General features: G+C 60.6%; 11 protein-coding genes and 1 pseudogene. 9 read left to right on the forward strand and 3 right to left on the reverse strand.

What is annotated here, in order from left to right:
• Positions 1-250 precede the first annotated feature (250 nt).
• From HCN58_RS05780 to HCN58_RS37035, 3 genes are all read right to left on the reverse strand, one after another.
• Positions 251-1,483: an HlyD family secretion protein gene (locus HCN58_RS05780; protein ID WP_171578379.1), complete on the reverse strand. Its 1,233-nt coding sequence runs from the start codon at positions 1,481-1,483 to the stop codon at positions 251-253.
• On the reverse strand, positions 1,476-1,919 hold the full coding sequence (locus HCN58_RS05785) for a hypothetical protein (protein WP_171578380.1): 444 nt from the start codon (positions 1,917-1,919) through the stop codon (positions 1,476-1,478). Before HCN58_RS05785 ends, HCN58_RS05780 begins: the two co-directional genes overlap by 8 nt.
• A gap of 269 nt (positions 1,920-2,188) precedes the next feature.
• Positions 2,189-3,682, reverse strand: coding sequence for an adenylate/guanylate cyclase domain-containing protein (locus HCN58_RS37035; RefSeq protein WP_171578381.1), 1,494 nt, complete (start codon positions 3,680-3,682; stop codon positions 2,189-2,191).
• 50 nt (positions 3,683-3,732) lie between these two features.
• Between HCN58_RS37035 and HCN58_RS05795 the strand changes: the two genes are divergently transcribed.
• The 9 genes and pseudogenes from HCN58_RS05795 (at position 3,733) to HCN58_RS05835 (ending at position 12,338) form a co-directional block, all read left to right on the forward strand.
• Positions 3,733-3,969, forward strand: coding sequence for a hypothetical protein (locus HCN58_RS05795; protein WP_311966777.1), 237 nt, complete (start codon positions 3,733-3,735; stop codon positions 3,967-3,969).
• Positions 3,970-4,238: 269 nt separating this feature from the next.
• Positions 4,239-4,847, forward strand: a pseudogene (locus HCN58_RS05800) (IS256 family transposase); the annotation flags it as partial.
• A gap of 695 nt (positions 4,848-5,542) precedes the next feature.
• Positions 5,543-6,091 (forward strand): heme NO-binding domain-containing protein, encoded by a 549-nt coding sequence (locus HCN58_RS05805; RefSeq protein ID WP_171578382.1) that lies wholly within the window; start codon positions 5,543-5,545, stop codon positions 6,089-6,091.
• A gap of 3 nt (positions 6,092-6,094) precedes the next feature.
• Positions 6,095-8,266: a hybrid sensor histidine kinase/response regulator gene (locus HCN58_RS05810; protein ID WP_171578383.1), complete on the forward strand. Its 2,172-nt coding sequence runs from the start codon at positions 6,095-6,097 to the stop codon at positions 8,264-8,266.
• Positions 8,263-8,640 carry a response regulator gene (locus HCN58_RS05815; protein ID WP_171578384.1) on the forward strand — a complete coding sequence of 126 codons (378 nt, stop codon included), beginning with the start codon at positions 8,263-8,265 and terminating at the stop codon, positions 8,638-8,640. Before HCN58_RS05810 ends, HCN58_RS05815 begins: the two co-directional genes overlap by 4 nt.
• Complete coding sequence (locus HCN58_RS05820) at positions 8,637-9,839, forward strand: PP2C family protein-serine/threonine phosphatase (protein ID WP_171578385.1); 1,203 nt, start codon at positions 8,637-8,639, stop codon at positions 9,837-9,839. The genes HCN58_RS05815 and HCN58_RS05820 overlap by 4 nt, the downstream gene beginning before the upstream one ends.
• A gap of 5 nt (positions 9,840-9,844) precedes the next feature.
• Positions 9,845-10,288, forward strand: a complete 444-nt coding sequence (locus HCN58_RS05825) for an ATP-binding protein (protein WP_171578386.1) — start codon at positions 9,845-9,847, stop codon at positions 10,286-10,288.
• Positions 10,285-10,644: an STAS domain-containing protein gene (locus HCN58_RS05830; RefSeq protein WP_171578387.1), complete on the forward strand. Its 360-nt coding sequence runs from the start codon at positions 10,285-10,287 to the stop codon at positions 10,642-10,644. The genes HCN58_RS05825 and HCN58_RS05830 overlap by 4 nt, the downstream gene beginning before the upstream one ends.
• Positions 10,641-12,338: a uracil-xanthine permease family protein gene (locus tag HCN58_RS05835; RefSeq protein WP_283814541.1), complete on the forward strand. Its 1,698-nt coding sequence runs from the start codon at positions 10,641-10,643 to the stop codon at positions 12,336-12,338. The genes HCN58_RS05830 and HCN58_RS05835 overlap by 4 nt, the downstream gene beginning before the upstream one ends.
• The last annotated feature ends 759 nt before the right edge of the window (positions 12,339-13,097 follow it).

Genomic DNA, 13,097 nt, shown 5'->3' on the forward strand with positions numbered 1-13,097 from the left:
ATTACAGGCAGAGGGGCGCTCGACCTTTTGTTGGCGGCACTCATATTCGCATCGCTCGAGCGGCTTCGTACAAGCCGAGCCCCCTGACTGACCGCAAAGGTAGTTCGGAACGCTCACGGTGCAGCGTGCGCCAGCCGCCGTATAGCACGCGCAATAGCAAGCCGCCGACGCGCGAACCGGTGTCATAAGCACGGCGATTGCCGACAGAGCGATCCAGGCCACAGGAAGGTAAGTGGCGCGTTTCATGCTGTTAGTGCCCGCTCAACACAAGCGTCTGGATCGGCAACATTAACGCCTGGATGCGCAGCAGCAGCGCATGCACAACCCCCGTCGCATCGACCACGTGTAAGACAAAGGCCTTGCCAGCGCTCGTCCCCTTGGCGGTGATCACGTCATGGTTGCTCGTATAGGCATTGACGACGCACCTCGAGCCCGGCGTAACCCCTGCGAGACCGCCCTTGTATAGCGGCTCGAGAAACGCGACGATCGTACCCGGCTGCCGCAGGCTTTGCGGATCAATCAACTGCTCGCCGCCACGGAACTGACCCGCGGCGATGAAGTCCTGCACCGAGGTAACGACCATCGGGATGATTACCCATGGTCTTGAGATGCAAGTCGCTTCCGCCACCATGCCGGGCTTGATGACCTGCGCCTCGATTTGGCCGAACCCTGCCTGCAGGGACTGCTGGCCTGCACCCTCCGGGATAAGTATGCCGGCGGGACGCATTACCGGATTGACGACGTCACCGACACGCAGCACGAACTGCTCCACCCGGCCGTCGACTCCGGCGCGGACGTAGGTCTTATCAAGGTCGACCTGCGCCTGCGCCAGCGCGGCCTCGGCGCTTGCCTTCTGGGCAGGTAGAACGGTGGAAATCTGCGAACTGACTGATTCCTTGATGGCAAGCGCTGCGTCGACCCCAGCCTGCCTTCCGTTCATGAGCACCTGCAGCCTCTCGATGTCGCGCTGCGGCACGATGCCGGGATTGCGGCGCTGCAATTCCGTCTTCGTATCGAGCTCGTCCTTAGCCTGCTGATGCGATGCCCTGGCTTCGCTGATCTGCGCGTCGGCCTTGATGATATCCGCCTGCGCGGCGCGCAGTGCGGCGTCAACCTCGGCAATTTTGCGCCTGGCGGTTTCGATGGCGGCCTCCTGCCTCGAACTGTCGAGCCTGAACAGGACGTCGCCCTTCTTCACCGGCTCGCTGAGGCCGACATTCACCTCGGCAACCCGGCCCGAACCTTCTGGCAGGATGGGCACGGTCCGGAAGTACAGGGCCGCGTTGGTGGTCGAGGGGTGATAGTAGAAAATCATGGTGATCAAGGCGACGGTGAGCATCAGGCAGCCGGTGATACCCCATCGCAGCTCGTACCAGACCGAGAAGAAAGTGATTTCCTTGCCGAATCGCTTGCCCTGCCGATAGCGCCGATAAAGGTAGTCCGGCAGGATGGTCACAAGCGAGCAGAGGATGAGTTCAAGCATGGCCGTGCACCTCCGCTTTTTGAGCGGGAGAGCCTTTGGCAGCGCTGTCGGTCTGCGGAGCCGCTCGCGCAGTCGTGACTTCGCTTTCCGGCGCAGCGCCCGCGATCTTCTCCACGGACCCGGCAATGCTGCGCAGCGGCGTGCCGAAATCCGGCAGGTCGATCAAGGCCAGCAGCAGCCCGGCAATCCAGAAGATATGCATGTGAGTGAAGAGCGATATCAGGCCGAGAACGGCGACGATCTCGAACTGCAGTTTCTGTGACCTGTGCGCCATGCGCTCAGGCAGGCTGTGCAACTTCCAATACAGGATGCCCACCGAAAAGATCGCCGCCACAAGGATAAGGGCTGTGAAGACCGTCAGCCCGTCCAGCTCGTTCGGCCCGGTAACAAAGAACGGGAGGTGATGAGGTGCCACCGGATGAATCTGTTCGCTCATAGCGTTCCCCTGCCAGAAGTCCGTGCAACCCCAAGTGTGCCCGATGGCAAAGAACCTGCAAGGGGAATTTTGTGGTGCACCCGGAAAATAAACGGCTCCCGGGCGATCTACGCCACTGCAGTCGCTTTTCCTTCTGGGCGGGGTCCCGCCGGGTTGCATGTCGCGATCATCGAGCTTGCAACACCGTCATCCGGAAACAGCCCAAGAATTTCTTCGTAGCTACGAACCGCGCCCTTGAGGTCTCCCCTTTCGAGGCATGTGGACGCCGCTCAGGTCATTCCAGCCAATTTTGCGTCGGCCGTACGAGCTTCGAGCTCAGGATCGGCGGTGTTTGCCAGTCCCATCAGCTCGTAGATCATGAATTCCTGCCTCCGTCCCTTGACCTGAACGCGACGCAGGGGTCTTGCCACGACCTGGGATGCAACGGCATTGAATACGCTGTCGCTGATGCAGATCGAGGTACCGAACGTCTTGTTGGTGCCCTTGAGCCGCGCCGCCACGTTAACCCCATCGCCAATCGCCGTATAGCTGAATCGCTCAGACGACCCGATGTTGCCGACCAGAACATCGGCGCAGTTCAGCCCTATCCGGATTCTCAACGTCGGTCTGCCAGCTCTCCGCCACTCCTCGTTGACTCCCTCCATTCTCCGCACGGCCCGCAAGGCGCCTGCGCAGCCCCGCAGCACATGATCTGGGATCGCCACCGGCGCCCCCCAGAACGCCATGATGCCATCGCCTATGAACTTATCAACGGCCCCCTGCTCGTCCGAAATGGCCCGGGTGACCTGCTCAAAGTAAACCGGCATTTGCTCGAGCAATGCATCCGGCGTTGATTGCTCGGCGTGGGTCGAGAAATTCTCGAGATCGGCGAACAGGATCGTCATGTCGCGCCTTTCCACCCCGAGATGCAGTGGAATTCCCGTTTTGATAAGGCCCCGGACCACCTCCACCGGTGCAAACGAGCAGAACGACTGCAGCGAGCTTCGCAGGAGCGCGGCGGCTGACTGAAGCTGCGCAATCTCCCGAACGTTGGAGGGAGAGATGGTGGGCTGGTCAAAAGCCGATGCTTCGACCGATTTCAGCTCCTGCGAGACGCCTTCGATGGGGCGCGAAAGTCGCCGGGACACAAAGTAGATCAACAAGAGTTCGGCTGCTGAGAGCGCAACAATGATGGTGACGATCTGCCGGTTTGTCCTCTTGAGTTCTCCGATAAAATCATCGGTTGGCGTGAGGACGACGGCCTCCCAGTGATGCCCAAAGTTGACGGGGAAACGCGTAAAGGAGGCACTCCACTCCTGCCCGTCACCAGGCGATCGGAACAGAAACTTGTCCTGCTTGTCTTGCCGCTGCAGACGGTAGGCTTCGCGGGCGTTCGCGTCGTCGATATTGTCCAGTCGAGCGACCTGCAGCCGGCCATCGACCGCCCGAACGCTCTTTTGACGGTCCGAAGCAGCGATCACATTGCCATCGCTAGGATTAGCGATGATAGTCGCGCTGTTTACACTTGCGCGGTGGCTCGCAAGAAACTGCGACAGCACGTTCAGCGTGATGCTGGCGCCAGCGGAGCCGATGAAATTGCCGTCTTGCAGGACCGGGACCCTGAGATTGATGATGGGAGAGCCGGTATCAACGTTGATCTGCGGCTCCACTACCGCGAGGTTTCTCGAATGCTTCGCCTCCGGATATCCCGACGTGTTGCGGTAGTCGGTCGTGGTCGGAACCGCGTATTCGCCGACGACATGACCCCACGTATCGAAAAACACCCGATGCCGGCTTCGGTTCTCACCCGCCGAAAAATCATCGATGAAATTGCGTGCCAGTTTGCATTGCGTGGAATTCTCCCGCGGATGTCGAGCCCGCGCTTCGTGCCGCTCTTGCGCATGACGGCCCAGTCCTGGTCGACGCTGTGGTGAACCGCCAGGAGTTGGCCATCCCGCCCAAGATCACGGCCGAAATGGCCAAGGGTTTTACGCTCTACATGGTCAAGGCCGTGCTCAGCGGCCGCACGGATGAGGTCGTCGAGCTCGCGCGCACCTATCTCTGGCGGTGATGCTGAAGGAGACGGATCATGGTCGCCCCGATACGGCGTTCCCTGTCTGACCGATGGTTCGGCAGCGCCGGCCTCTTGAAGCAGCGTGCAGTCTGTGCAGCGGATCGAAGTCGCTTCGTCATCCGCTGCGCGGCGGCGGCTTCCCTCGCCTACGAACTGGCGAGACTGGTCGGCCTGTCTCGCAGGAGAGCGTGACGGCAACGCTTGACTCAATCCAGGGACGTTTCGTCGGCACGTTCATCGGACTGGCCATAGCGCTGCTCGTCAACGCGGTTGAGCTCGCCAACCGGGAGAGCCGATCGAGCTGGAAGGAGTTTTTGGAAGCGTTGAAGGCCCGCGGCCTTCACGGTGTCGAGTTCGTCGTCTCTGACGATCATCCAGGGCTGAAGAAAGCGACCGCTGAAGTCCTCGCAGGGGTTTTCTGGCAGCGCTGTTATGTACGCTTCCTGCGCAATGCGCTCGACTACGTGCCGCGCAGGGTCGACGACGATTGTCTGCTCGAACTGCGATGGATGTACGACCGGCGTGACCTTGGCGAGGTGCGGCGCGATCTGGCGGCGTGGCTCAGCAAATGGGGCGGCAAATACCCCAAGCTCACCGGCTGGGTCGAGGAGAACATCGAGGAGACGCTCACCTAGTTCCGTCTGCCGCTGGTGCACCGCAAGCACATGAAGTCGACCAATATGCTCGAACGTCTCAACGAGGAGATCAGGCGGCGCACCTACGTGGTGCGAATCTTCCCCAACGCCGAGAGCTGTTTAAGGCTTGTGCGGGCGCTGACCGTCGAGCGCCATGAGGCCTGGCTCGAGGACCATCGCTATCTCAACATGGATCTGCTGAAGGAGCACCAGAAGGAGGCGTTACGCCAAGCGGCCTGACGATGCTCAGGCCCACCAAGGGGGTGCACGCCACCCCTCTCCACCGCCGTCGCTCGCCAGCGCTACGCTTTGGGCAAGCGAGCGACGGCGGCTCCGAGGGGATGGCTCGGCCGGACCCATGATCAATTTTGCTGAACTTGACGCACAGAACTCGCGCCGAGGCTAGTGTACGAGCCGCGGCTCCATCATGACCTATGAGTTCCCGACCTGCAGCGACGCGCATCTGCAGGCCGGCCACGCCCCCGGAGGGCGCTGGTCAGAGGCCCTCAATCTCGGTTAGAATGGGTACCGAAACGCTCTGAAGATCGGGGGGAACGACCCCGGCATCGCGGCGTGAAATCTGTTGGTCGGTTCTTGGTCCGCAGCGCCCTAGCCGGCGGAGCTATAGCAGAGTTTCCCGACGCGCGATCGCACAAAGCATTCGTGAGTTCTAGCCCGGCCTCGAGCGGAGCGCCCAGCTATCGCCGCAACTCAGGAGATACATTTTGGTCAGGGCTTAATGCGTTCGAGGCATTCGGAGCGGTGCCGCCCCCTGATGACGTCCTGCGGTTCATCTCGGCGCGGCCAAGTGCCGTAACGCCGAACTGAGTGACGGCTCCAGCGTCAAGGGTCCGCGGCAGGTCCGTAGGAACGACTGTAGAAAGGAGACCGCTGCTAAGCGGACCAGTTCAATCCCTAGGCACAAAGGAAAAACAATGAAAGGGGTTGTGTTCAATTTACTAGAAGCCGTAGTCCGGCGCGACTACGGTGACGACACGTGGGAAGCGCTCCTCGAGGCAGCCAACACCGACGGTGCGTATAGCTCGCTTGGCAACTACCCTGATGAGGAGATGATGAAGCTTGTCGGGGCGGCATCATCGGCGCTCAAGGTGCCCGCCGATGATGTTGTTCGCTGGTTCGGCCGAAACGCCTTGCCGCTTCTTGCGAAGAGGCATCCACATTTTTTCACGGCTCATAGATCGACACGCCCGTTTCTTCTTACCCTGAACGACGTCATCCACTCTGAGGTGCGCAAGCTGTATCCCGGGGCGGACGTGCCAGTATTCTCTTACGACACCTCCTCCTCGGAAGTTCTCCTGATGCACTACAAGTCGCCACGCAAGCTCTGCGCACTCGCGGAGGGATTCATCGAAGCTACCGCCGCCTACTACGCCGAAGAGCTTTCCCTAGACCAACCGGAATGCATGAAGCGGGGAGACGACAAGTGTGTGCTGCGAGTGTCCGTCAAGAAAGCGAGAGGCTGACGTATGGAGAGCCTCAATGAATCCGATATCCAACTTGCCCGATTGAAGAAGCGACTGGATCGGGAGCAGCGGGCGCGGGCTGAAAGCGAGGCGATTGCCGAGAAAGCACTCAGCGAGCTTTACACGAAGAAGAAGGAAATTGAACTGCTTCAGCTGATAACAGTCGCCGCGAATGAGGCTTCGACAGTGGACGACGCGATGCGAACCGCCCTCGACGGGGTGTGCGCCCATACAAGGTGGCCGGTCGGGCACGCTCATCTCAAGGACTCAGCGGGGGTGCTTATATCGACGAGTCTGTGGCATCTCGAAAATTCTGAACGATACAAAACGTTCCGCAAAGCTACCGAGGCCATGACGTTTGCCCCAAGCATCGGCTTGCCCGGTCGCGTTCTCGAGGAGAGAAAGCCTGCGTGGATCGTCGACGTGACCAAAGACGTCAATTTCCCTCGATCGAAGGCAGCACAAGACACGGGTCTGAGAGCCGGCTTCGCCTTTCCGGTGCTGGTTGGGGAAGAGGTCGCCGCTGTAATGGAATTTTTCTCTGACGAGCCGGCAGAGCCGGATGATGCCGTACTGACAATTATGGCCCATGTGGGCAGTCAGCTCGGGCGCGTCATCGAGCGACGGCGGGCCGAAGATGCGCTCAAGCTTGCGAGCCAACACAAATCTCAGTTTCTCGCCAACATGTCGCACGAATTGCGCACGCCGTTGAACGCGATCATCGGCATTACCGAAATGCTGCAGGAGGATGCGCGCGATTCCAACCGCGAGGACGAGTTTGAGCCGCTCGACCGCATCGTCCGCGCGGCCCGCCACTTACTGGCGCTCATCAACGACATCCTCGATTTGTCCAAGATCGAGGCCGGAAAAATGGATCTTCATGTGGGGTCGTTCGCGATCGCGCCCGTCGTCGAGGACGTGGTCAACACGGTCGGGACGCTCGCTGCCAAGAACCAAAACGCCCTCAGGCTCGAGTGTCCTCCCGAGATAGGGTTCATGTGTGCGGACCAGACTCGAATCCGCCAGGCGCTGCTCAATCTCGTCAGTAACGCGGCAAAATTCACAGAGAACGGCACGATCACGATCAACGCCAGTCGTACGATTGCAGAGACCGGCGAGTGGATTGTCATCTCCGTGTCGGACACGGGCATAGGCCTGACAGCCGAGCAGAAGGGGCGGTTGTTTCAGGACTTTGTACAGGCTGATGCCTCGACAACCCGCAGGTACGGAGGGACAGGGCTCGGGCTCGCGATCAGCCGACGCTTCTGCCAGATGATGGGGGGCGACATCACGGTCGAAAGCGAGCCCGGGCGGGGCTCGACATTCGCGATCCGCTTGCCGGCTGACGGGGCGCCGTCGCAGGCGCCGGTGCCGCCCAAAAGCCCTCCGCCCACGACACGCGCCAGATATTCTCACCGAGCTCCGCTCATTTTGGTCATCGATGACGACGATTCGGTGCGGAAGGTGACAACACACTTTCTTACGCGCGAAGGGTTTGCCGTGACGTCGGCAAGCGGCGGACAAGAGGGGCTTCGGCTCGCGCGTGAGCTGCAGCCAGACGCAATCACGCTGGATATCATGATGCCCGATCTCGATGGCTGGACCGTGCTTGCCGCGATCAAGGGCGACCCTGCAACGGCGGGCATTCCAGTGGTCCTGATGACGATCGTGGACGAGAAAAACCGCGGCTATTCGCTGGGCGCTGCCGATTACATGGTGAAACCGGTCGATTGGAGCGGGTTAGCCGGCGTTTTGCGCAGCATATGCAAGTCGGTTGGGCGGGGCGTGCTGGTCGTTGATGATGACGACACGATACGATCCGGTTTGCGGCGCGCGCTCCACGAAGGGGGGTGGCAGGTGGCGGAGGCCGAGAACGGGCGTGTCGCACTGGCGCGCCTTGCCGAGTCGCCGCCCGACGTGATCGTGGTCGATCTCATGATGCCCGAAATGGACGGTTTCGAGCTGCTCGACGCGCTGCGGAGCAACCCCGCATGGCGCGAGATCCCGGTATTGGTTCTTACCGCCAAGGATCTGACGGACGCCGACCGAGCGCGCCTGAACGGTGGAATCGAGCGCATCCTTCAGAAGCGCGATCGGCAGGAGCTGCTAGGCGAAGTTCTCGACGTTCTTGACCGATGCATCGAACGCCGCCGGGAGAGCGTCGCCGTGCCATGACCAAGGTCCTGTATGTGGAAGACAACGAAGACAACGTCTTTGTGTTGAAGAACCGGCTGACGCGCAAAGGCTACACCGTGTTGATCGCCTCCGACGGGGCCCAGGGCGTGTCCATGGCCGCGACGGAACAACCGGAGGTCATCCTGATGGATCTGAGCTTGCCGGTGCTCAATGGCTGGGAGGCAACGCGCCGCATCAAGGCCGGCGAAGAAACCCGGCACATTCCCATAATCGCTCTTACCGCCCACGCGATGATCGGGGACAGGGAAGAGGCGCTGGCCGCCGGCTGCGACGACTTCGATACCAAGCCGGTGGAGATCGCCCGGCTGATCGAAAAGATCCAGGCGCTCGTCGGGAAAGGCAACGTGTCGTGACCTCCGCCGAGGCCGCCCTTCTGGTCGTCGACGACAATGAGGACAACCGATACACGCTGGCGCGCCGCCTCAACCGTGAGGGCTACAAGAATCTCACAATGGTCCGCAACGGGCGCGAGGCGCTGGACAGGCTGAAGGCGCAACCCTTCGACCTCGTCCTGCTGGACATTATGATGCCCGACATGAACGGCTACGAGGTCCTCGAACAGGTGAAGGCCACGCCGGCGTTGCGCGACATTCCGATCATCATGATCTCATCTCTCGAGGAAATCGAGAGCGTCATCCGCTGCATCGAGCTCGGCGCTGAGGATTACCTGAGCAAACCGTTCAATCCGACGCTGCTCCGTGCGCGGCTCGGCGCATCGCTCGAAAAGAAGCGCCTGCGGGACGAGATTCGCAAGAACATGCTACGGCTGGCACAGGAGCTGCAGGCCGCGCGCGCGTTGCAGCTTGCCATGTTGCCGCGGCAGTTCCCGATCTGCTCGCCGTCGCATCCGATCGCCGTTCACGCTGTCATGGAGCCGGCAAGAGAAGTCGGCGGAGATCTGTACGACTGCTTCTATGCCGGCGAGCACACGTTCTGCTTTTTGGTCGGCGACGTCTGCGGCAAGGGTGCTTCCGCGGCGATGTTCATGGCGCGTGCCCGCAGTCTCGTGCGCATCACCGTCGCTCTCTGGCGGGAATGGCGCGCCGACGACCTCGATCCGGGAGAGTTGCTGGAAGCAGTCAACCGCGAGCTGTGCCAGGACAACGACGATTGCATGTTCGTGACGATGTTTCTGGGCTCCATCGACACTCGCAGCGGGCTCATTTCGTTCGTGAATGCCGGCCATCCTCGGCCTCATCTGGTTTCGAGCACCGGCGAGACCAAGCAGATCGACTCGAAGCCGGCGTTGCCGCTTGGCGTTCGGCGCGAGGCCCGGTTCCAGACGCGGACGCTTCAAATTCTTCCTGGCGATGCGCTGTTCGTGTGCTCGGACGGCGTATTCGAAGCGGTAAACGGCAAAGGAGACCTGTTCTCCATTGAGCGCATGGGGCAACTCTTGCGTCAGGCCAATGCGGCCGAGCCGCGGGAGATGGTTCGCATCATCAAGGACGCCGTCGATGCTTTCATGGGGACTGCTTCAAGAACAGACGATCTGACGGCGCTGGCGTTGCGGTGGCGGCCTGCCGAGACGGCCGAGCGTTCGATCGTGTGAAGTCCATGGCCCATGCAGTCGATGTCCGAATCCGCAATGACATTTCGGATATGGGCATCGTTCGCGACACCCTGGATAAGCTGGCTCGCGAGTTCCGCATCCCAGTGCGCGCCCTGACGCAATTGCAGGTGGCCCTCGACGAGGTCGTCAGTAACGTGATCAAATATTCCTGGAGCGACGGGGGGCAGCACGAGTTCCTCGTCCGGATCACGGTGCAACCGGACAGGGTGGATCTGGAGATTTTCGACGACGGCAGGGAGTTCGATCCGGTGACAGCACTTCTCCCCAACCATGCGCCCGAGGGGCAGCCTCGGCCCGGCGGGCGCGGCATTCACATCATCAAGAAGCTGGTCGATCGTTTCGCGTACGAGCGCATTGACGGGCGCAATCACACCACATTGAGCAAGACATGCGAGGTCGGCGCGGCAGTCCAAAGGAGTGAGAAATGAATGCCCTCAGTATCGGCCAGACGCGCGCCGGAGGCGTCTGTATCGTGACGCTTTCGGGTCGAATCGACAGCACAAGTGCCAGCGACATCATGGCGGAGCTCACGCGCCTGATCTCATCCGGCGAAAAATCGATCTTGGTCGATCTGGGCGCTGTGCTGTACCTCACCAGCGCCGCTTTCCGCGCGCTCCTGGTCGCAACTGATGAAGCCGAGCGCAAAGCGGCGAAACTTGCGCTGTGCAACCTTGCCGGCCACGTGCGCGAGCTGTTCGAAATGGGCGGCCTGCTCGACGTCTTCGCGATTCACAACTCGCGCGAGGAGGCGTTGAAACAGCTGGCCGGACCGCACGCGTCATGACCCGTCCGCCCGGTCTGATCTACGCTGTGGATGATCATCCGCCATGGGTGATTCTGGTCGTCTCGGCGTTGCAGCACATCGGGCTTATGGCGATCACGTTGATCTTCCCAATCATTATCGCGCGCGAGGCAAATCTCTCTGGAACGCAATTTCTCGATCTGGTCTCGCTATCGATGCTTGGACTTGGCGTTGCAAATGTATGCTTTTGCATCCGATCGAAATTCTTCGGATCTGGCTATCTTTGTGGAGCCGCCTATACGGCAATCTTTCTCGGCCCTTCACTGTTCGCGCTGCAGCAGGGTGGTCTTGCGCTGGTTTTCGGCATGACGATCATTGGCGGGTTGGTGCAGATCGCCATCGCGCCGCTTCTCCACCGCTTGCGAGCGCTGCTGCCTTCTGAAATCGCCGGTCTCGTGATTGCGGTGGTCGGTCTCACTCTGGCGGGGCTTGGCGTGCGCTATGGGCTGGGCATCAATGCGCAGCAACAGAAGATCAACCCGGATTATGTGATCGTGGCCGGGGCCTCGCTCGTCACCATGACGGTGCTGAACATCTGGTCAAAAGGTTATGGCAGGATGTTCTGCGTGCTAATCGGGATGCTGGTCGGATATGCCGTCAGCGCCGGCCTCGGGATATTTGATCTAGCCAGGATCGTCCCGGAGGGAGGATTGGGCGTTCTACGCTTGCCGCGGATTCAGCATGTGGGCTGGTCGGTTGATCCGGTGCTGATCGCCCCCTTTGTGGTTGCATCGCTGGCCGCCACACTCCGCGCTATGGGCGACGTGTCGAATGCGCAGCGCATCAACGATGCCGACTGGGTCCGTCCCAACTTCGGGTCGCTCGCGGGCGGCGTATCGGCCAACGGCGTCGCCGTCATGTTTTGCGGGCTGGTCGGCAGTTGCGGCATCAACACCTACAGCTCGACCATCGGATTATCTGGCGCGACCGGCGTGACCAGCCGCAGTGTCGGCTACGCGATCGGACTCGGATTCTGCGCGCTCGCCTTCGTTCCGCCCATGGCCGTGGCGTTGGCGGCGATGCCGCTGCCAGTAATGGGCGCTGCGCTTTTTTTCACGGCCGCCTTCGTGTTCACCAGTGGATTGCAGATGATCACAGCGCGTATGCTCGACGCTCGCAAGACGCTGGTCATCGGCTTCTCCTTTGCAATGGCGGTAGTCGCTGACCTCTATCACGAGGCCCTGATGGGAGTACCGATCGTTCTGCAGCCAATCTTCGGGAACTCCCTGGTCTTGGGCACGGTCTGTGCCGTCGTGCTGAACCTGATCATGCGTATTGGCGTGCGTCAGCAGGCTTCCATCAAGCTGGCGCCCGGCGGTATCAATCGCGAAGCCGTGGAGCGGTTCCTTTCGGAGCAAGGTGCGCGCTGGGCAGCGCGGCGGGACATCATGCACCGGGCAATCTTCGGCGTGGTCCAGGTACTCGAAGTGGTTGGTGATCCGCCTGGCGGCGTCGAGGTCGAGGCGAGCTTCGATGAATTCAACCTCGATATACGGATCCGCTACGTCGGTGCGCCGCTGACCATTCCGGAGCGCAAGCCCTCGCCAAAGGAGATCGTAGAAAGCGAGCACGGCGAGCGGCTGCTTGCCGGCTATCTGCTCCGTCAAAGCGCCGACCACATCAACGCACAGGGAAACGGCGCATCTGTCGAGATGATACTGCACTACGACCATTGAGACGAAGGCTCATGGCCCTTTCCTCAGGCTTGCGGTTCAAGCCGAATGGCCTCTCCGCGCCGCGAGGTCGCACTTTGACACCAGAGCCGACGTGGCAGCTTAGAGGAGCAGGAAAGAAGTCGTTACCGCGACCGCTACCGTCAGGGGTACAAAATCGCAGAAGATCGTAGTTCGGCGGGCAAAATCGTGCCGCTTGGTAGCGGGGGAGCGTTACCAACCCACGCCGACATCGCCGCCAATTTTCCGCGTGAAGTTCGCTGCAAGCTCGACCCGTTAGGTCGTAGATATGACTACAACTCTCTGCGACCACCGAACGCCGCCAGAAGCCGAATTCTGTCCGCTAAAGAGAACGCGTCAGCCGGGCGGTACAGCATTTGGTACAGCATGGCGCAAGGCGATCGCGCTTAAGTGCTGACGATGCTTCGCTTTTCGCGATGTCCCGGTCCAATCCATCATCGGTGCCGTGGAGAATTTCCAGCCTAACCTATTCATTTCTTTTGGCTTTTTACGACCACTTGGTACTATAAGAGAATTGGACCGACTGAAGAATTTGCAGTCCCCAAACCTTACGCCGCTGGCTCTTCTACGATCATATTCGCTCAAATTGGAAGCCAAATTGCCGTCTCGATGCACGCATGATGCACACGGGAATGAGTGCACACGCACAGCGAACTCCGCAAGATCCGGTTCCCAGATCTGTCTCCGACAACGCGGGAGGAATTGGCTAAAGAGCGCGCCGCTATATCAGCAGTTAGAGCC

Origin of the sequence: Bradyrhizobium australiense, from assembly GCF_013114825.1 — a bacterium.
In the GTDB taxonomy this organism is placed as follows: domain Bacteria; phylum Pseudomonadota; class Alphaproteobacteria; order Rhizobiales; family Xanthobacteraceae; genus Bradyrhizobium; species Bradyrhizobium australiense.

Bases quoted from the DNA above. Each gene is read 5' to 3' on its own strand.
- HCN58_RS05785 (WP_171578380.1), bottom strand. From the start codon at position 1,919: ATGAGCGAACAGATTCATCCGGTGGCACCTCATCACCTCCCGTTCTTT.
- HCN58_RS05825 (WP_171578386.1), top strand. From the start codon at position 9,845: ATGGCCCATGCAGTCGATGTCCGAATCCGCAATGACATTTCGGATATG.
- HCN58_RS05830 (WP_171578387.1), top strand. From the start codon at position 10,285: ATGAATGCCCTCAGTATCGGCCAGACGCGCGCCGGAGGCGTCTGTATC.
- HCN58_RS05810 (WP_171578383.1), top strand. From the start codon at position 6,095: ATGGAGAGCCTCAATGAATCCGATATCCAACTTGCCCGATTGAAGAAG.
- HCN58_RS05835 (WP_283814541.1), top strand. From the start codon at position 10,641: ATGACCCGTCCGCCCGGTCTGATCTACGCTGTGGATGATCATCCGCCA.
- HCN58_RS05780 (WP_171578379.1), bottom strand. From the start codon at position 1,483: ATGCTTGAACTCATCCTCTGCTCGCTTGTGACCATCCTGCCGGACTAC.
- HCN58_RS05805 (WP_171578382.1), top strand. From the start codon at position 5,543: ATGAAAGGGGTTGTGTTCAATTTACTAGAAGCCGTAGTCCGGCGCGAC.
- HCN58_RS05815 (WP_171578384.1), top strand. From the start codon at position 8,263: ATGACCAAGGTCCTGTATGTGGAAGACAACGAAGACAACGTCTTTGTG.